Below are 18,827 nucleotides of genomic sequence, written 5' to 3' on the forward strand. Positions count from 1 at the left end.
CAGAAATTCGTGCACTCGAAGATCAAGTGGATGCTTTGATGCAAACCCTTTCCCTGCCTGGTTCGCCAAGGCCAATAGTTCCTTGAACCGATGCGCAAGCATCCGGAACGATCTTTACCTTGTGGGCGTGAGCGTTTCGGTAGTTCACAGTGCCAACTTAGACTTGGTGACTCCCTGAACTCCTTAATGCACCCGAAACAGAGTAGCCGTTCCACCTTGAACCTTAGGGTTCAGGATGACGGCCTAGCGGCTAAGGCGGGGAATTCATGTTACTAAGCGATATCTTGATGCTCCTCTTATGTGGGGCTATCTCTGGATTTTTAGCAGGTCTTCTTGGCATTGGTGGCGGCATGATTCTGGTGCCCTTCATGATCCTGGTATTTAATCATCTCGGATTTAGTCAATCAGTGATTGTGCATATGGCCATTGCAACTGGTATGGCTACTATTTTGTTTACTACCTCTTCTGCTATTTGGGCTCACCATAAGCATGGCTCAATTGATTGGAAGTTGGTTGCTTCACTCAGCCCCGGAATGATTTTTGGCGGTCTTGTGGGTGGCAGTGAATTATTTGAAGCCATCAAAACCTCTTGGCTCTCTTTATTTTTCGCCATCTTTATTGTCTACACATCCATCCAGATGCTACTCAATAAAAAGCCAAAAGCAGGACGAGATCTTCCAGGACCCTTAGGCTTATTTGGCTTTGGCACATTTGCGGGCGCTCTAGCCAGCTTGGTTGGTGCAGGCGGCGCATTCATCACCATCCCTTTTATGCTTTGGTGCAATGTAAAGCCCCACACCGCAATGGCCAGCTCCTCTGGCTTAGGACTACCGATTGCTGCTGCAGCGACGATTGGGTATATGTATGGTAGTTGGGGCAACCCTAATCTACCAGCCGGCTCGCTAGGCTTTGTCTATCTGCCTGCAGTCGCCTGCATTGTTGTAATTAGCATTTTCACTGCCCCTTGGGGAGCAAAGATGGCCAGAAAACTGAATGTCGCTCAACTCAAGCGTGTTTTTGGCATCATGTTATTTTTCCTTGCAGCCTTCATGTTCAATGAAAGCCGCAAGGCGTTTGGTTTTTAATACCCAACGAAATTATTTAGCGTACTGCTCACGCAAAATATTCTTCTGCACTTTACCCATTGCATTACGCGGTAGGTCGCTCACAATCTCTAAACGTTTTGGTATCTTGAAATTAGCAATCTGAGTTTTCAGAGTTGCGATCATGGAGTCAGCGTTTAACTTTGCGCCGGCTTTAGGTACTACGACTGCCATCACCGCCTCACCAAAGTCTGGATGCGGAATGCCAATCACTGCACTCTCATCGACACCATCCATGTCATCGATAAAGCCTTCAATTTCTTTTGGATACACGTTGTAACCACCAGAAATAATCAAATCTTTGCTGCGACCAACAATGCAGAGATAGTCATTCGGGGCCTTGCCGCCATTAGCGTCGCCACCCCAACGTCCGACGTCACCCGTCTTAAACCAGCCGTCTTTAGTAAATTCTTCAGCGGTCTTCTCAGGCATACGCCAGTAGCCCTTGAATATATTGGGGCCCTTCACCTGAATGCTGCCAATTTCATTTACGCCACATGGCTTATTGTTTTCATTTACCACGCGAACCTTAACGCCAGGGAGAGGTAGTCCCACAGATCCGCCCACTCGCGCACCTTTGTAAGGATTGGAAACCAACATCACGGTTTCGCTCATGCCATAACGCTCAAGAATTGGCTGACCAATAACCTCTTTGAATGAATTGAAGGTTTCTGTCAGCAACGGTGCGGATCCAGAAACAAACAAGCGCATATTGCGGGCAACTTTTTTATTGAAACCTTTATCTGCTAATAAGCGAACATAGAAGGTAGGCACGCCCATCATGACAGTTGACTGTGGCATGTGGTGAAGCAACTGTGCGATATCCAAGCGAGGCAACCAAATCATTTTGCTGCCATTGATCAAAGCGCCATGTGCTGCTACAAATAAGCCATGTACATGGAAGATTGGCAATGCATGCAATAGCACGTCGCCCTTTTTCCAGCCCCAGAACTTTTGCAAGACCTGAGCATTGCTGTAGAGGTTTTTATGGGTCAGCATTGCGCCCTTGCTACGCCCTGTAGTACCAGAGGTATACAAGATTGCTGCCAAATCATCATCTTTAGTGACGACAGTTTTAAATGAGTCGCTTAGACCAGCTGCACGCTCAAGTAAGGTACCCGTGCGGTTTTCATCCAAAGTGAAAACATGATTTGTACCTGCTTTAGATGCGACCTTGGATACCCAAGAATAATTCTTACTACTGCACACCATCACTGCAGGCTCGGCATTCTCAATGAAGTATTGGATTTCAGCAGCTTGATAAGCGGTATTGAGAGGCAAATAGACATAGCCTGCACGAATAGTAGCCAGGTACAAGAAAAGCGCCTCTGGGGATTTCTCCACTTGAACCGCGACACGAGAGCCCGCAGGGAGCTTCAGGCTCTTGAGTAAATTGGCTAACTTAGCAGTTGCACCCTCTAGGTCGCCCCATGAGTAATACAAACCGTCATGCGTTTCCAATGCGCAAGCTTTTTTATCTTTTGGAAAACCTTTTTCCAATACCGAGTACAAATTCATGAAAATTCCTAAAGGACTTATTGATCAATATGCTTTCAATGCAGTTTGGCTGGACCCATGACAAGATCAGACAATCCAGTTGCAATCTCTGGTACGAAGCAGAGCAAAACAACGGAAAGAATCATGATGATCACGAATGGGAACACACCCCAAATAATCTCGTTGAGCGAAATATCAGGAGCAATGTTTTTAATCACAAAAATGTTGAGTCCTACTGGAGGGTGAATCAATCCAGTCTCCATAACAATCGTCATGACGACACCAAACCAGACCAAATCAAAGCCAGCAGCTCTGAGGGGTGGCAAGAAAATGGGAGCAGTCATCAAAATAATCGAAACTGGAGGCAAGAAGAAGCCCAAAATCACCACCAAAGTCAGGATAGCTGCCAATAGTCCCCAACGACCAAAGCCTAAATCAACGATGGCTTGCGCTGCAGATTGACTTAGGTGCAAATGACTCATCACATTGGAGAATAGGAGTGACATACCGATGATGAACATCAACATGGTGGACTCTTTGATCGTTGCATTCAGCAAAGGTGATAAATCTTTGACACGCCACATCTTGTAAATACCGGCGATCAAAGCAAAGGCCAGAATTGCACCAAGGCCAGCAGTTTCTGATGGCGTTGCATAACCACCATACAAGGCAATCATGACACCAATCAAGAGAACCAAAAATGGCAGTACCCGTGGCAGTGAACTCATCTTCTGCTGCATGGTGTAGGTTTGACGCTCCAAGATTGGCTGGCGAGGCGCGCCAACTTTAACAGCCTCTAAAGCCAAGTTGTATTCCTTGCGGAAGCGGTAAACCGTATAGATCGAGAAAAACAATACCAACATCAAGCCAGGGCCAATACCAGCAAGGAACAAACGCCCCAATGATTGCTCTGCCGCAACAGAGTACAGAATCATCGTAATCGATGGTGGCAACAAAATACCTAGAGTGCCGCCAGCAGCAATAATGCCTGCAGCCAAACCAGGGGAATAACCACGCTTACGCATTTCTGGAATACCTGCGCTACCAATTGCAGAGCAGGTTGCTGGGCTTGAGCCCGCCATTGCAGCAAATAAGGCGCAAGCTAACACGTTTGCCACGCCAAGGCCACCTGGAACTTTGCCTAGCCATACATGCAAAGCCTCATACAAATCTTGACCGGCACGTGAACGACCAATCGCAGCACCCTTCAAAATAAAGAGCGGAATTGAGAGCAAGGTGATACTTGCCATTTCTTCATAAACGTTTTGGGTAACCGTATCCAAAGAGGATGATGGCATGAAGAAAAACATAAAGACCACTGCAACAGAACCCAATGCAAAAGAGATTGGCATTCCTGAAAACATAATGAGTAGCGTGACTACTGCAAACAATAAACCGAGCATCATAATTGACATGCTTATTCCCCTTTGCCTGGATTAGATACATCTCCAAACGCTTGGAGCAAGATTTGAAATGCCAATAAGCTCATACCAATCGACATCATGATGTAAGGAATCCACAGCGGCGGGGCCCATGAAGAGGATGTGACTTGACCATCAATCCAGGCCTCATGAAACAAGGCCCACGACTTCCATGCAAAAAAGGCACAGAAGGCACAGGAAGCGATATCAATTAGCAAAATCCGCACACGATTGATAGACCTCGGCAACATGGTTGAGATTGCTGAGATTCCAACATGGCCCCGTATCTCCTGAACATAGGCACCACATAGGAATGTCGCGCCCACCAAGCAAAATACAGCTGCTTCATCTTGCCAGTCTGTCGTAGCCCCAAAGAAGGCACGTGAGGCAACGCTGTAACTCAATATCACAGATGCTGCCACCAATGCTAAAGAGCCAAATAACACCATTAGCTTGTTTAATCCCGACATGAAGCGGTCGGTCGCTTGTAAAAGTTGAGTCATGGTTTAGGTCACTTTTTCTGCTGCTTTGAGTAATGCCGCACAGCTTTCATTCTTTTCGGCGTAATCCTTCCAAGCACTATCGCGCGCAATGGCTTTCCACTTATCCACGATTGCTGTATCGATATCTGTCACCTTGCTGCCTGCTCTTGCGTAAGCCAGTGCCGCTGTTTTGTCATCGTCCTTGGCCTGCTCCATACCAAATTTTTCCATCTCAGCACCCGCAGCCATCAAAGCATCGCGTTGATCTTTTGGTAATGCATCAAAAATTTGTTTGGACATCATTAGTGGCTCAAGCATGAACCAATAGGATTTATTGCGGGCACTAGTAAATGCTTTTGCCAACTCTTCCAGCTTGAAAGACATGAAGCTGGTTGAAGAAGTAAATGCCGCGTCCATTGCACCGGTCTGCATGGCTGCGTAGATTTCATTGGATGGCAAAGAAATAACAGATGCGCCTGCAGCTTTGAGCATCAAATCAAATTCACGGCTACCACCACGGATTTTCATGCCCTTTACATCCTCCGGAAGCACGATTGGCTTGGATCGGCTGGCAACGCCACCTGCCTGCCAAACCCAACTGAGAATCACAATACCCTTATCTTCTAGGATCTTGGTCAGCATGCGCCCTACTTCAGCAGTTTTCCATTTTGCAGCCTGCTCATAGCTACTCACCAGTGCTGGCATCAATCCAATATTGAGCTCAGAAACTTCACCGCCGGCATAGGGCATCGGGAACAATGAAATATCTAGAGCACCCTTACGCATTGCACTAAATTGGGCATTGGTTTTCATGAGGGATGATCCAGGATAAACCTGAAACTTCAGCGCGCCTTTAGTGCGCTTTTCTACGGACTCAGCAAATTTACGACACAAGCGATCTCTAAAATCGCCTGCTTGAATGGTTCCGCCAGGAAACTGATGAGAAATATTTAAGGTTTTTGTGGCGCCTTGTGCATTGATATTTGGGCTATAGCCCATTACGCCAGCTAAAGGCAGCGCTGCAGAACTCGCCAACAATTGGCGGCGCAGTGCATTTGGTTTAGATGCGCCAGATCCTGAATTGAATTCATTGCTCATATTGATCTCCTAATTTCTTGTCTTTATATTTATTCAAACTACTTATAAATTGCCGGATCTTAGCGCCCAGCTTCTTTGTTTTCATTCTAAAGCGAATACTCTATGAATTCTGCTTTAGAACATCTCCTCCAGCTATATATTGCTTAAACTGCTTTAAATCTTGCTTTCATCCCCATCAAGGTGCCATTAAACGACCAACTGCACGCGAATAATCAATTTCACCCTGTGTAAATCGCTCATGATTCTCCTCAACTGCGGAGAGATCATACAAATAGTTCACCATCAGCGCAGCAGATTGACGCAATCCCTTGCGGGAGAGATCAGCAGCCCAGTTAATCTGATGCAGTCTTGCGCCATTACCTAAATGGAATTTGGCTACTGGATTACCGTTGCGGCCTGCAGACCCTAATCCAAGATAAATACTTGCCAAACTTAGCAAAGCATTTTTTTCTTTTTCAGTTGCATTATCTGGATGCCATCCACCACTCAATCTCTCCGTCCAAGAGCGATTAGCTAAACCCAAGGCTTCTAGAGCTTGCTCCTTAGCAACCCGAATCGCTGGCTTCAGTTGAGCGCCCGCTTTATCTGGACCAAGATCAGCACCGGCAGCAACCCAGTCAATAAAACCTGGAATTGGTGACAAGGTTACAAAGGTTTTTAATCCTGGAAATTCAGCATGCAACTTTTCAGCAACGCGCTTAATTAAAAAGTTACCCATCGAAACACCACGCAAACCAGGCTCGCAGTTACTGATCGAGTAAAACGCAGCAACCTTATAGTTTGTAGTTTGATGAACAGTCTCTGCTTTCTTATCGACCAGCGGAGTAATTACCGCAGGAATCTCTGGCAGCAAGGCTACTTCAACAAAGATTAATGGCTCATTAGGTAATTGCGGATGGAAAAATGCAAAGCATCTACGATCAGGCTGGAGACGGCGGCGCAGGTCATCCCAACCATCAATCGCATGCACCGCTTCATGCTGAATCAGCTTCTCCAAAATCTCTGCAGGAGATTTCCAATCAACCTGATGCATCTTTAAGAAACCAGGATTGAACCAAGAAGATAGTAAGTGCCGTAAATCAAAATCTACGGCCGTTAATTCAGGTTGCTTTTCAAGAAGCGCTAATAGATCACGACGCATTGCCACAAGAGCAGCAGTGCCATTGGTGGCACGATTTAAGCGACGGAATAACTCCTGTCTTGGTGGCTCAGCAACACGTTGTAACTTAATATAGTTTCTGGCGTTGGCTTCTGCGGAAAAATTTTGTGCTGCAGCCATCACTGCTGCTGGATCCGGATTGAGTTTTTGAAATAAGAATGTGAAAAACTTCGCGTGCTGATCTTTTGACAACTTGCGGTAATTGTTAATCACTTCATCTGCCATGCTGACAGCATTAGACTCCCCTCGCTCAGATATCAAGCGATTTACTGCGCCGGTTAGGCGAGATAAGTAACGGGCTTTTGCTAACTTTTCAAGCATGTAGATCTCTTTAAAAAATCAGTCCGTAAATAGACCGATTCAATTTATTACCGCTTGATGTCAGAATCAATTAACGCAGATTCATATTCATTAACTTTAAGTTAATGAATATTAGCAAAGTTTTGGAGTGCTTAATTATTATTGCGTTGCAACATACGGGTTTCAGCCGCTAAGGCTAAAACATTGGGGTTGGCTTCATTAGCCTGAAGGTACAAAAGGGCAATATGCTGAAAGACCTGATATTTTGGCATTAGAGGGGTGAAGTCTAGGGCATCGCCCATTAAAGCCTTGACTCTTCCAGGCAGCAGCGACCTTCCCAAATCACCCGAAACCATATTCATCAGGGAAAAAATATCGCCTACTTTCATCACAACACTCGGCTCAAAACCAGCCAAGCGAAAGGCCTCATAAAAACCTGCAGTCGTTGCGAAACCGTCCTGCAAGGTCATAAATTTCTCATCTTTGTATTCAGATAAATCAACACTGGATTGCAAGGGTTTACTTTTCTTCGATGAAGCCAAATACAGTTGATCCTCAAACAAGGGAACTACCTGCACCCCCTCTGGCAAATTTTCTGAGGGAACTGCAATGACTATCGCATCTACCGCCCCTTCTGATAACTTCTTCATGAGATCTTCATTCGAACCCAGATACAAATCAATATCCAATTCAGGCCTACGAATTTTGGTACCCATAATCAATCGCGGAATGATGTTGGCCGTTAGGGAATACATCGAGCCTAAGCGAATTTGACTGCTCTCAACGCCTGCTTTAGCTCTCGCCTTCTTGAGAATGCGCTCCATATCTCCCAGCCACTCGCTACTGGCTTCAGCCAGATAAAGCGCTGCAGGCAAAGGCTTCAGTTGCCGCCCTTCCTTAACGAATAAAGGACATGCAATGCCGACCTCTAAAGAATGAAGCGCCTTGTGAATGCTGACTGCGCTTAAGTGCAACTCATCGGCAGTTTTGGTGAGACTTCCAGTCCGCACAAAAGAGCACAGAATCTCCAGCTTACGAAGGGTGAGTTCTTCATTCAGCATTAGCTTATGCAGCAGCCTTCGATTTAAATATAGTCATCAGGTAAATGCCCAAGAAAATCATTGGCAGGCATAACCATTGCCCCATAGATAGCCCAAGCCCGAGAAGACCCAAGAAAGCATCTGGCTCTCGAGCGTATTCAGCTAAGAATCGGCAAACTCCATAACCTAGAAGAAAAAGTCCTGAAACTTGGCCAATACGATGGGGTTTGCTGGAATAGATCCACAACACAATACCCAATAAGACACCTTCACCAAACATCTGATAGATCTGGGATGGATGACGCGGGATGCTATCCACTAAAGGAAAGACCATTGCCCAGGGAAGATCAGTAGGTCTGCCCCAGAGCTCACCATTAATGAAATTACCCAAGCGCCCAAATGCCAAACCAAATGGTACGAGTGGCGCTACTAAGTCACTCACCACAAAGAAACTGGTCTTTCTATTTTTGGCAAACCAATACAGAGCCACTAAAACCCCCAACAAACCTCCATGGAAAGACATGCCGCCTTCCCAGATTTTAAAAACACTCAAGGGGTGTGAAAGATAAAAGCCAGGCATATAAAATAGTACGTAACCCAAGCGCCCACCGAGCACAACCCCCAGAACACCTGCAAAAAGCAAGTCTTCAAGGTCTTTATAAGTCCAGCCGAGAGCTTGATAACGAGGTGCACGAATGCGCAAACGACCTAAGAGCAAGAACTGCGCAAAAGCCATTAGGTACATCAAACCATACCAATGGACTGCGAACGATCCAATACGAATCGCTGCAGGATCAAACTGAGGATGAATGAACATTCAAATTAACTCTTGGACTGGTCAAAGTTATGCAGCTCGTGACCCAACTCGCGATAGGCTTTATAGCGCTCACGCCCAGCTAAGCGCTCTGCTTCATTGACTGTCACTACTTCCACAATTCGGGGAAAGCGAGCCACTAATGTAGGAACATCCTTGGGCATGCGCATCCCCAAATGAATCATCACATCTGCATGAGGAATATTTTGTAGCGCAGGAGAAGAAAAGTCGTCCGTTAATACGATGGGAGTCTCAGTGGCAGCTTCGTCATCAATAAAGCAATGGGGCAAAAAGTCAGTTGCACTAAAAGACCAAAGTAATGCATCTAATTTTTTCAAATCTGCAGCTTCACCAATCATCACAATATTGCGCACTGCTTGCCCAGCAGGTGTAGCACTCCAAATCTTGCGCGTTAAGCGGCAAGCGTATTCCAGCTTATCCCCAACATTACTGTGAAAGTCGATGCGCGCCATGTGAACTTAAATAAATTACTTAGACTCGAGCAAATAATTCACCAGCAAAGGCACTGGACGACCTGTTGAACCTTTAGCTGCGCCACTCTTCCAAGCAGTCCCTGCAATATCTAAGTGGGCCCACTTGTACTTTTCAGTGAACCGCGACAAGAAGCAAGCCGCCGTAATGCTGCCGCCAGGCCGACCGCCAATATTGGCTACATCCGCAAAATTCGACTTTAATTGCTCGTGGTAAGCGGCATCTAAAGGGAGACGCCAAACAGTATCCAGTGAAGCATTACCCGCTTTAGTTAAAGCGGACACCAAGTCTTCATCCTCCGAGAATAAGCCGCTGTGTACATGCCCTAAAGCAATCACACAAGCACCAGTCAGAGTGGCAATATCAATAACCGCTTTAGGTTTAAAGCGCTCAACGTAAGTTAGGGCATCACAGAGTATTAAACGCCCTTCTGCATCCGTATTGAGAATCTCAATTGTTTGACCAGACATGCTTTTCACAATATCGCCCGGTCTAGTCGCTCGACCCGATGGCATGTTCTCGCAACTTGGAATAACGCCAATCACATTCTTTTTGAGCTTCATCAAACCCGCTGCATACAGAGTCCCAATCACTGAAGCAGCACCACACATGTCGTACTTCATTTCATCCATGGCTTCGCCCGGCTTCAATGAGATACCACCGGTGTCAAAGGTAATCCCTTTGCCCACCAACACAATGGGTGCTTCACCAGCTTTACCACCCTGATGACGCATCACAATAAATTGCGGAGGGGTCTCAGAGCCTTGAGTTACCGATAGAAACGAACCCATACCTAGGGCTTCTATCTGCTTGCGTCCCAGTACATCTACTTTAAGACCAGCCTTTTTGCTCAAGCCTTGAGCAGTCTTGGCTAAATAGGTCGGGGTACACACATTGGGAGGAAGATTGCCTAGGTCTTTTGCGAGATGCATGCCTTCAGTCATCGCAATACCTTGCTCAACAGCAGCCTTCAATGGTTTTGCGCAAGCATTGTTGCCCGCGAATACTAGATGCTTAAAAGAATCTGCTTTATCTTTTGCCTTGTGCTTCATAGTAGGTTGACGAACCCCAAAACGATAGGCCTGATCACCTGCATACTGAATACATAAGCGTACCTCTTCAGCAAGCAATTCTGCATGATGAGTAAAGCTGGGTACAAACCATAGAGCACTTTGAATCGACCCGCCGCTGAGTGCTTTTAATCCCGCACGCGCCACCTTTGAAAAGCTCACTAAATTGCGCTCACCTGCGACATGGCTATCACCCAAGCCAATCAAGAGAACACGTTTAGCCTTCACTCCATTTGCCACCCAAGTCTTATCCGCACGCAATAGGCAAACTGACGATTGCTTCACATCAAGATCGCCAAGAGAAAGGGCATGCCCGACAGCACCACTAAGGAACTGATCAAGCTCAACGAGAAGCCCAGCCTTATGCTTTGCATTCTTAGTGCCGCTGAGTGCGTCAAAATCTGCCTTGGAAAAGGCCAACACCAAACAATCGGAACTGTGGGCTAACAAGCCTTTCAGGCCAGATTTGAGGAGTTTTGGACTCTGGAGGTCAGCTTGAGGGAAAATCTTGGTACTAAATTGAATGGTCATAATCTATTGCAGTGTTTTGGTCGATTCAAAGGGGTATAAATTCAGGAAATGGCTCTTTTATCCATTATCCTCCGACAGTAGAGCTTCTTCTTTTATCTACACCAATATAAGCCATTTAAGCCCCACTCCCAAATTCCCAGAGCCATCTACCAAAGCATGATTTTCCACCAAGCCCTCCGCCGCGAACTCAGTTTTACGACTGGTGGGGTATTTTTGGTCTTGGTCACCATTATGGTGACCACCCTAGTGATCCGAATTTTGGGCTATGCAGCTAACGGCACAGTCAACCCTGAAGATGCGCTGGTATTAATAGCGCTGGCTACTTTGGGTTACCTTGCGGTATTACTGACGGTGTCGCTGTTTGTAGCAGTCTTAATTGTTCTTGTTCGTTGGTACAAAGACTCTGAAATGATCGTCTGGTTTGCCAGCGGTCTGAGCATTACGAATCTCATTCGTCCTATTTTGCAATTTGCTACTCCTCTTCTCATCATCATTGCATTGTTGGCCTTGTTTGTATGGCCTTGGGCAAATCGAGAATCAACCCTGATTAGCCAACGCTTCCAACAGCGTGATGACGTCTCAATGGTGAGCGCTGGTCAATTCAAAGAATCCGCCAAAGCAGAACGGGTGTTCTTTATTGAGGAACTCGATATTGATAAAAACGAAGTAAAAAATATCTTCGTTGCCGACTCAAAAAATGGGCGCCTAAGCGTAGCCGTTGCCGCAACTGGCTTTGTGCAAAACTCTCAGGGTGGCGAAAAATCCATCGTTCTACACCATGGCCGCCGCTATGAAGGCCAGCCTACCCAGCCCGATTTCAGAATTCTAGAATTTGATGAATACAGCACAAAGATTCGGAGTAAGGAGGCTTTGGCTCCAGCCCCACGGGATCGAGAAAAGACTATCTCAGAGCTCTTAAATGACACTAGCCCAGAGATGCTCAATCCAAACCGCGCCGAACTTTTATGGCGCATTGGTCTTCCGCTCATGGCGCTTGGCCTTGTTCTGATTGCGATTCCCTTAGCCTACGTGAATCCGAGATTGGGTAACTACACTGCGATGTTCTATGCAGTCTTAATTTATTTAATTTATAGCAATCTACTCAATCTCACGCAGAACTTTGTTGCAAAAGGCAAGTTGAGTATGTTGCTTGGCATTTGGCCAATCCATCTACTTGCACTACTCATTGCGCTATTCCTAATCCGCAATCGTATTAACCCATCCCTCAAATGGTGGCAGCGACAACTACCCGCAAGGCTTGGTCGCAAATGAAATTGCTCTTTCCATTCATCTACGAGCGTTACTTAGCCAAGCAAATTTATGCGGCATTTGGTTTTATTCTGTTTGCGCTAGTTGCCTTGTTTTTGTTCTTTGATATTTTGAGCGAGCTGGGCTCAGTACAAGGCGGATATACGCTTCCTTTAGCACTGTTGCACGTGCTTTTGAAAGCACCGAGTCGGATCTCTGAAATTATTCCGATTGCTGGATTGATTGGGAGCATCTATGTGTTTGCCATGCTGGCAAGTCAATCTGAGTTCACAATTCTGCGCATTGCAGGATTAGACGTCAAGCGTGGCCTAATTACTCTTGCCAAGATTTCTCTGCCACTGATTGTCCTCACACTTGTCATGAGTGAGTGGGTTGGACCATTTACCGAAGCAAAATCTGAGCAAATTCGAATGAAGGCTCTAGGGTCTACTTATTCATCTCAATTTAGAACCGGCGTCTGGGTGAAAGATCGTCTGCGCGACGAAGATGGTAGCGGTCCAGTTCGCCCCGGAGTACGCTATGTAAACGTGGGCACCGTAGATAAAGATAATGAGATCCACAATATACGGATGTATGAGTTTGATGACACCTACCATCTTCTCTCCATTCGTAGCGCAGTATCAGGTCAGTTCGATGAAACAGGCATCTGGGTACTCAATGATGTCACTGAAACGCGCTTCAAAGAAACCAAACAAACAGACCCCTTGAATCCAGTCTTTTCTGCGCAAACATTTACACACCCCATTCTGACTTTGGAATCTGAAGTCACGCCGCGAATTTTGAACGTGTTACTGATTAGTCCAGAAAAAATGTCTATCGTGAGTTTGGGTCGATTCATTTCTCATTTACGGGAGAATAAACAAGATGCCCAACGTCACTCCATCGCTTTTTGGAAAAAAGTGGTTTACCCCTTTACGATTTTTGTAATGCTTGCTTTAGCCCTGCCTTTTGCCTACTTAAAAGTACGCGCCGGAAGTGTGGGTATCAAAGTATTTGGTGGAATCATGCTGGGGATGAGTTTTCAACTCTTTAACTCACTATTCTCAAATGTAGGCTTACTGGGCTCATGGCCTGCATTTATGACCGCCTTGATCCCACCTTTGCTGTATTTCTTCCTCGCATTAGTCGGATTACGCTGGGTTTCTAAGGCCTAATACCCAAAATTCATTTAGAATTTGATTCCTATATCTTTGTAGATATATAGATAGGAATCCATATGAATCTCCATCAATTCCGCTTTGTCCGCGAAGCCGTCAGACAAAACTTTAATTTAACTACTGCCGCAAAGGCGCTCTTTACTTCTCAGCCTGGAGTGTCTAAGGCCATTATTGAGCTTGAAGATGAATTGGGTGTGGAGATCTTTCGTCGTCATGGCAAACGCATTCGCTCTCTCACCGAACCCGGCAAAAGAATTTTGCTTTCGATAGAGCGCATCCTCGATGAGGTAGAAACTCTCAAGCGGGTTGGTAAAGATTTTGCGAGCCAAGATCAAGGCAACTTTGTAATTGCTACAACGCATACTCAAGCACGCTATGCACTACCTAGAGTACTCACTGAATTTACGAAGCGTTTTCCCAAGGTACGTGTCAGCATTCAACAGGGTAACCCTGGTCAAATTGCAGAACTCCTGATTCATGATCGTGCTGATATTGCGATAGCGACTGAGGGCATCGCCAATACCCCTGGAGTCCTTGCTTTACCGGGCTATCAATGGCAACACGTCATCATGGTACCTTTGAGTCACCCACTGCTGAATCAAGCCACTGTGACACTAGAAGAGATTGCTAAATACCCTATCATCACTTACGACAAAGCTTTTGCAGGTCGAAGCAAAATTGATGCGGCTTTTGCACAGCGCAACTTAAGCCCTGACATTATTTTGGAAGCGATTGATGCAGACGTGATTAAGACTTATGTAGAAACTAGCATGGGAATTGGTATTGTTGCAGGCCATGCGTATGATGCCGACCGAGATCGCAATCTCAAAGTGATTCCAGTTGGACATTTATTTGGCAACAATGTGACGCACCTAGGAGTGAAGCAAGGCGCTTATCTGCGCTCGTTTGTGTATACCTTTATTGAACTCTTCTCACCTACCCTGACAAAGAAAATTGTCGAGCAGGCGATGTCCAATGAATCGGACTCCTACGAGATCTAACTTTTAGGGGCTTAGCGGCAGAAATGCCAGTTGAGTGGTGCCTCGGGGCGGACTCGAACCGCCACGCCTTGCGGCACCGGATTTTGAGTCCGGCACGTCTACCAATTCCATCACCGAGGCAGGTGTTTGCAGTGGAAATTCTGCACAATTTGCTGTTTTGTTACAGCCAAGACATGAGAGTGTAACAAAAATTGGCTAAGAGCCCCCTACCTCCACCCTAGAACACCTTAAAATGAGGGTCTCTAGCCAAATTATTAAAAGGAATTACCCGTATGGCCGGCCACTCGAAATGGGCCAATATTCAGCACCGCAAAGGTCGTCAAGACGAAAAACGCGGCAAGATTTGGACCAAACTCATTAAAGAAATTACCGTAGCTGCCAAATTGGGTGGCGGCGATATTGCTACCAATCCCCGTTTGCGCTTAGCCATTGATAAAGCCAAAGACTCCAATATGCCTAATGACAATGTGCAAAGAGCAATTGCGCGCGGCACAGGTTCTCTTGAAGGCGTGAGCTACGAAGAAATTCGTTACGAGGGATACGGCATCAATGGTGCTGCGGTCATCGTGGATTGCCTAACCGATAATCGCACTCGCACTGTTGCAGAAGTGCGTCATGCGTTTAATAAGAATGGCGGCAATATGGGAACCGAAGGTTCTGTAGCTTTTCTCTTTAAACACTGCGGTCAAATGCTATTCGCTCCTGGTACCAATGAAGATCAACTGATGGAAGTTGCTCTTGATGCAGGCGCAGAAGATGTTATTAGCCATGATGACGGGTCACTTGAAGTGCTTACTCCTGTGCCCGATTTTCCAAAGGTGCAAGATGCAATTAACAAGGCTGGTTTGAAGTCTGAACTCGCCACAGTGGCGATGCGCCCTGAAACAGAAATTGCATTGGAAGGTGATCAAGCCGAGAGTATGCAGAAATTACTCGATGCGCTTGAAAACTTAGATGACGTGCAAGAAGTATTTACGAACGCTGCTCTTTAACCCTCTTTATATCTTTAACTATGAAAATTCTTCTGATTGGATCTGGTGGACGCGAACATGCATTAGCTTGGAAGCTTGCACAATCACCTCAAGTACAAACTGTCTATGTAGCACCGGGCAATGGCGGCACTGCCACCGCTAAACAAACTACCGCTGGGATTGAGAATCTACCCATTACTGGGCTACAAGAATTAGCTGATTTTGCTAAAAGAGAAAAGATTCATCTCACCGTAGTTGGCCCAGAAGCGCCACTAGCTGCTGGGATTGTGGATGTCTTCCGTAACAATGGTTTGCGCATTTTTGGCCCCACTCAGTTAGCTGCTCAATTGGAGTCCTCGAAGGATTTCTCAAAAGCGTTTATGAAGCGTCACGGCATTCCAACTGCCGATTACCAAACTTTCTCCAGCGCACTGCAAGCACACGCCTATATCGATGCCAAGGGCGCGCCAATTGTCATTAAGGCGGATGGCCTGGCCGCTGGTAAAGGTGTGGTGGTAGCAATGTCTCTTGAAGAAGCCCATGCAGCAGTGGACATGATGCTGGCTGATAACAAATTGGGTAACGCTGGCGCTCGGGTAGTGATTGAAGAATTTCTCACGGGTGAAGAAGCGAGCTTTATTGTTTTAGTAGATGGTAAACACGTTTTGGCTTTAGCAACCAGCCAAGATCACAAGCGCTTATTAGATGGTGATCAAGGTCCTAACACTGGTGGGATGGGCGCCTACTCTCCTGCGCCAGTAGTCACCCCAGAAATTCATGCGCGAGCCTTACGCGAAGTCATCATGCCGACCGTGAAAGGCATGGAGGCTGATGGCATTCCATACACCGGCTTCTTATATGCTGGCTTGATGATTGCACCCGATGGCAAGATCAAAACTTTGGAATTTAATTGCCGCATGGGCGATCCCGAGACCCAGCCCATCATGGCACGTCTGCGTAGTGATCTGGTAGACGCTTTAGATCATGCTGTCGATGGCAAGCTCAATGAGGTAGATCTGGATTGGGACCGTCGTACAGCCTTAGGTGTGGTGCTAGCCGCCCATAACTATCCTGATACTCCACGGAATGGGGATGTCATTACTGGTATCCCAGCTGATACTGAAGATCAGATTACTTTTCATGCTGGAACCAAACTGCAAGATGGCAAACTAGTGACTGCTGGTGGTCGCGTGATGTGTGTCGTCGGTCTTGCAGATACCGTTCGAGGCGCTCAACAAAAAGCGTACGAAGCGATTAATCATATTCGCTTTGATGGCATGCAATATCGTAAAGATATTGGCTATCGCGCCCTTAAATAAATCAACGCAAAGTACGCTCCTTGACTACACAGCAAGCTCAAATCGATATCGCAGCACTCCGAGAATACTTTCTGGGGCTGCAAGATCGCATTACCGCCGCAATGGGTGACTTAGATGGCAAAGCCTTTGTTGCTGATGAATGGCATAAGCCTGAAGATAGCAAGCTTAAAGGTTATGGTCGCACTTGTATTTTGGATGGCGGGAATATTCTCGAAAAAGGTGGGGTTGGTTTCTCACACGTGCGTGGCGATCAAATGCCTCCTTCTGCCTCACACCACCGCCCTGAAGTTGCGGGTCGCAGCTTTGAAGCCATGGGGGTCTCCTTGGTTTTTCATCCTAATAATCCTAAAGTACCAACCACCCATATGAATGTGCGCTGCTTTATTGCGCAAGCACCAGATAAAGAGCCTGTATGGTGGTTTGGGGGCGGCTTCGATCTCACGCCCTATTACGGCGTTGATGAAGACTGTAAACATTTTCATCAAACTGCTAAAGATGCCTTAGATCCTTTTGGCGATGAACTCTACCCCCGCTTTAAAAAGTGGTGTGACGAATACTTTTATCTCAAGCATCGCGAAGAACCACGTGGCATTGGTGGCGTATTTTTTGACGACTTTAATGAATTAGGATTTGAGAAGAGTTTTGCGATGACTCGTGCAGTAGGTGATGCATTTATTGATGCCTATCTACCCATTGTTCAGCGACGCTACCAAGATGCCTTTACTCCTGAGGAAAAGTCTTTCCAAGAATATCGCCGTGGGCGTTATGTGGAATACAACCTCATCTTTGATCGTGGCACCATCTTCGGACTGCACTCTGGCGGTCGTACTGAATCTATCTTAATGTCTATGCCACCTGTAGTTCAGTGGCGCTATAACTGGCAACCTGAACCTGGCACACCAGAAGCTAAGCTGTATGACTACTACCTCAAACCCCGCGATTGGCTAGCGTGAGTACTACCAAGAAAATTGGCATTTTGGGCGGGACATTTGACCCACCCCATATTGGCCATTTGAGATTAGCTAGCCATTTTGCAAAAATCTTGCACTTAGATGAGTTACTTCTCATACCGAGTGGTGAACCCTGGCAAAAAGGCTCTGACATTACTCCCGCAGAAATTCGGTTTCAATTAACGGAGGCTGCAGGTATTGATCTAGCTAGGGCATTCCTCTATCTGAGCATCCCCACCCAAATTGGCATTGACCGGATTGAAATTGAGCGTGCTGGTCCGAGCTATAGCATCGACACCGCTAAATCGCTACGTGAACGTTTTGGACCAGAGGCAAGTTTGATCTGGCTAACTGGAGTGGATTCATTAATCCATCTACCCAGCTGGAACTCTTGGCGCGATTTATTCCAATACATGAATTTTGCCGTTGCGAGCCGTCCTCACTATGACCTGGTTGCAGAAATGAGTCCGGAGATTCAAGAATTATTGGAGACTCATCAAATACATGATCCAGCTGCCCTTGAAAATCAGCCTGCTGGCCTCATCTATATCGATGAAAGCCTATCGGTCGATCTTTCATCCACCGATCTACGCAATCGCCTCAAAACCCCTGCTCGCAGCCAAATCGAATCTGAACAAATTCCCTCGCATACTCTACAAATCATTACAAAACTGGGTTTGTATCAGTAATCGGGATAAGATCATCCCAAACACTAAAAAATATCATTGAGAACACATGGAATTACGTAAATTACAACGCGTCATTATTGATGCCCTAGAGGATGTTAAGGCGCAAGATATTCGCGTTTACGACACCTCTAAATTAAGCGAATTATTTGATCGCGTCATCATCGCAACCGGTTCAAGCAATCGGCAGACTCGTTCTCTGGCAATGTCTGTCAAAGAAGAGGTGAATGCTAAAGGTGGAGAAGTTATCTCCGTTGAAGGCCTTGAAACTGGTGAATGGGTCTTAGTGGATTGCGGCGATATCGTTGTCCACATCTTGCAACCCATGCTGCGCTCTTACTATCAGCTTGAAGGCATGTGGGGCGCAAAACCTGTGCGCGTCAAATTGGCAGGTAGTAAAGGTCTAGTCAAAGCCAGCGAATCTGACGACGAAGAGTAATTCTTGGTCTTTGATTTTCTTTAGCACC

General features: G+C 46.3%; 17 protein-coding genes, 1 tRNA gene, 1 other RNA gene and 1 pseudogene. 10 read left to right on the forward strand and 10 right to left on the reverse strand.

The genetic code is table 11. The features are described 5' to 3' along the window. Positions 1-47 precede the first annotated feature (47 nt). Positions 48-266: non-coding RNA, 6S RNA (ssrS, locus tag IEN92_RS00785), on the forward strand. Then, entirely contained in the window at positions 267-1,085 is an 819-nt protein-coding gene (locus tag IEN92_RS00790; RefSeq protein ID WP_215373564.1) for a sulfite exporter TauE/SafE family protein, read from the forward strand. Positions 1,086-1,097: 12 nt separating this feature from the next. Here the strand turns inward: IEN92_RS00790 and IEN92_RS00795 are convergent, their stop codons facing one another. The 9 genes from IEN92_RS00795 to IEN92_RS00835 form a co-directional block, all read right to left on the reverse strand. Continuing rightward, positions 1,098-2,621, reverse strand: a complete 1,524-nt coding sequence (locus IEN92_RS00795; RefSeq protein ID WP_216863880.1) for a malonyl-CoA synthase — start codon at positions 2,619-2,621, stop codon at positions 1,098-1,100. A 35-nt stretch (positions 2,622-2,656) separates the two neighbouring features. Further along, positions 2,657-4,015: a TRAP transporter large permease gene (locus IEN92_RS00800; protein WP_215373566.1), complete on the reverse strand. Its 1,359-nt coding sequence runs from the start codon at positions 4,013-4,015 to the stop codon at positions 2,657-2,659. 2 nt (positions 4,016-4,017) lie between these two features. Then, positions 4,018-4,524, reverse strand: coding sequence for a TRAP transporter small permease (locus IEN92_RS00805; protein WP_215373568.1), 507 nt, complete (start codon positions 4,522-4,524; stop codon positions 4,018-4,020). 3 nt (positions 4,525-4,527) lie between these two features. After that, positions 4,528-5,601 (reverse strand): TRAP transporter substrate-binding protein DctP, encoded by a 1,074-nt coding sequence (gene dctP, locus IEN92_RS00810; RefSeq protein ID WP_215373570.1) that lies wholly within the window; start codon positions 5,599-5,601, stop codon positions 4,528-4,530. Between the two features lie 175 nt (positions 5,602-5,776). Further along, positions 5,777-7,081: a malonyl-CoA decarboxylase domain-containing protein gene (locus IEN92_RS00815; RefSeq protein ID WP_216159630.1), complete on the reverse strand. Its 1,305-nt coding sequence runs from the start codon at positions 7,079-7,081 to the stop codon at positions 5,777-5,779. 131 nt (positions 7,082-7,212) lie between these two features. Beyond that, positions 7,213-8,121: a LysR substrate-binding domain-containing protein gene (locus IEN92_RS00820; RefSeq protein WP_216159633.1), complete on the reverse strand. Its 909-nt coding sequence runs from the start codon at positions 8,119-8,121 to the stop codon at positions 7,213-7,215. Positions 8,122-8,125: 4 nt separating this feature from the next. Continuing rightward, positions 8,126-8,917: a prolipoprotein diacylglyceryl transferase gene (gene lgt, locus IEN92_RS00825; protein WP_216159637.1), complete on the reverse strand. Its 792-nt coding sequence runs from the start codon at positions 8,915-8,917 to the stop codon at positions 8,126-8,128. 5 nt (positions 8,918-8,922) lie between these two features. Then, positions 8,923-9,387, reverse strand: a complete 465-nt coding sequence (locus IEN92_RS00830; RefSeq protein WP_215373578.1) for a DNA polymerase III subunit chi — start codon at positions 9,385-9,387, stop codon at positions 8,923-8,925. 15 nt (positions 9,388-9,402) lie between these two features. After that, positions 9,403-11,001, reverse strand: a complete 1,599-nt coding sequence (locus IEN92_RS00835; RefSeq protein ID WP_370623893.1) for a leucyl aminopeptidase — start codon at positions 10,999-11,001, stop codon at positions 9,403-9,405. A 162-nt stretch (positions 11,002-11,163) separates the two neighbouring features. Between IEN92_RS00835 and lptF the strand changes: the two genes are divergently transcribed. From lptF to IEN92_RS00850, 3 genes are all read left to right on the forward strand, one after another. Then, entirely contained in the window at positions 11,164-12,279 is a 1,116-nt protein-coding gene (gene lptF / locus IEN92_RS00840) for an LPS export ABC transporter permease LptF (protein ID WP_216159639.1), read from the forward strand. Further along, a complete protein-coding gene (lptG, locus tag IEN92_RS00845) occupies positions 12,276-13,430 on the forward strand; it encodes an LPS export ABC transporter permease LptG (protein ID WP_216159642.1) in 1,155 nt (384 codons plus the stop codon). The genes lptF and lptG overlap by 4 nt, the downstream gene beginning before the upstream one ends. Before the next feature lie 62 nt (positions 13,431-13,492). Next, entirely contained in the window at positions 13,493-14,434 is a 942-nt protein-coding gene (locus IEN92_RS00850) for a CysB family HTH-type transcriptional regulator (protein ID WP_216159645.1), read from the forward strand. 35 nt (positions 14,435-14,469) lie between these two features. Here the strand turns inward: IEN92_RS00850 and IEN92_RS00855 are convergent. Beyond that, positions 14,470-14,554 (reverse strand) — tRNA-Leu (locus IEN92_RS00855). 152 nt (positions 14,555-14,706) lie between these two features. Here IEN92_RS00855 and IEN92_RS00860 point away from each other — a divergent pair. From IEN92_RS00860 to rsfS, 5 genes and pseudogenes are all read left to right on the forward strand, one after another. Next, on the forward strand, positions 14,707-15,426 hold the full coding sequence (locus IEN92_RS00860; RefSeq protein ID WP_215373586.1) for a YebC/PmpR family DNA-binding transcriptional regulator: 720 nt from the start codon (positions 14,707-14,709) through the stop codon (positions 15,424-15,426). 20 nt (positions 15,427-15,446) lie between these two features. Next, positions 15,447-16,724, forward strand: a complete 1,278-nt coding sequence (purD, locus tag IEN92_RS00865; RefSeq protein WP_216159648.1) for a phosphoribosylamine--glycine ligase — start codon at positions 15,447-15,449, stop codon at positions 16,722-16,724. Positions 16,725-16,765: 41 nt separating this feature from the next. After that, the gene (gene hemF, locus IEN92_RS00870; RefSeq protein ID WP_215376989.1) at positions 16,766-17,677 is read left to right on the forward strand and encodes an oxygen-dependent coproporphyrinogen oxidase; all 912 of its coding nucleotides are present in this window, start codon (positions 16,766-16,768) and stop codon (positions 17,675-17,677) included. Continuing rightward, positions 17,674-18,363: a nicotinate-nucleotide adenylyltransferase gene (locus IEN92_RS00875; RefSeq protein WP_216159651.1), complete on the forward strand. Its 690-nt coding sequence runs from the start codon at positions 17,674-17,676 to the stop codon at positions 18,361-18,363. The genes hemF and IEN92_RS00875 overlap by 4 nt, the downstream gene beginning before the upstream one ends. A 46-nt stretch (positions 18,364-18,409) precedes the next feature. Beyond that, positions 18,410-18,796 (forward strand): annotated as a pseudogene (rsfS, locus tag IEN92_RS00880) (ribosome silencing factor); the annotation flags it as partial. Between the last annotated feature and the right edge of the window lie 31 nt (positions 18,797-18,827).

This window comes from Polynucleobacter sp. MWH-Creno-3A4 (assembly GCF_018881885.1).
Lineage (GTDB): Bacteria > Pseudomonadota > Gammaproteobacteria > Burkholderiales > Burkholderiaceae > Polynucleobacter.

Bases quoted from the DNA above. Each gene is read 5' to 3' on its own strand.
- IEN92_RS00795 (WP_216863880.1), bottom strand. From the start codon at position 2,621: ATGAATTTGTACTCGGTATTGGAAAAAGGTTTTCCAAAAGATAAAAAA.
- IEN92_RS00830 (WP_215373578.1), bottom strand. From the start codon at position 9,387: ATGGCGCGCATCGACTTTCACAGTAATGTTGGGGATAAGCTGGAATAC.
- IEN92_RS00860 (WP_215373586.1), top strand. From the start codon at position 14,707: ATGGCCGGCCACTCGAAATGGGCCAATATTCAGCACCGCAAAGGTCGT.
- IEN92_RS00805 (WP_215373568.1), bottom strand. From the start codon at position 4,524: ATGACTCAACTTTTACAAGCGACCGACCGCTTCATGTCGGGATTAAAC.
- IEN92_RS00800 (WP_215373566.1), bottom strand. From the start codon at position 4,015: ATGTCAATTATGATGCTCGGTTTATTGTTTGCAGTAGTCACGCTACTC.
- lptG (WP_216159642.1), top strand. From the start codon at position 12,276: ATGAAATTGCTCTTTCCATTCATCTACGAGCGTTACTTAGCCAAGCAA.
- IEN92_RS00820 (WP_216159633.1), bottom strand. From the start codon at position 8,121: ATGCTGAATGAAGAACTCACCCTTCGTAAGCTGGAGATTCTGTGCTCT.
- lgt (WP_216159637.1), bottom strand. From the start codon at position 8,917: ATGTTCATTCATCCTCAGTTTGATCCTGCAGCGATTCGTATTGGATCG.
- dctP (WP_215373570.1), bottom strand. From the start codon at position 5,601: ATGAGCAATGAATTCAATTCAGGATCTGGCGCATCTAAACCAAATGCA.
- IEN92_RS00815 (WP_216159630.1), bottom strand. From the start codon at position 7,081: ATGCTTGAAAAGTTAGCAAAAGCCCGTTACTTATCTCGCCTAACCGGC.
- purD (WP_216159648.1), top strand. From the start codon at position 15,447: ATGAAAATTCTTCTGATTGGATCTGGTGGACGCGAACATGCATTAGCT.
- IEN92_RS00790 (WP_215373564.1), top strand. From the start codon at position 267: ATGTTACTAAGCGATATCTTGATGCTCCTCTTATGTGGGGCTATCTCT.
- IEN92_RS00850 (WP_216159645.1), top strand. From the start codon at position 13,493: ATGAATCTCCATCAATTCCGCTTTGTCCGCGAAGCCGTCAGACAAAAC.
- lptF (WP_216159639.1), top strand. From the start codon at position 11,164: ATGATTTTCCACCAAGCCCTCCGCCGCGAACTCAGTTTTACGACTGGT.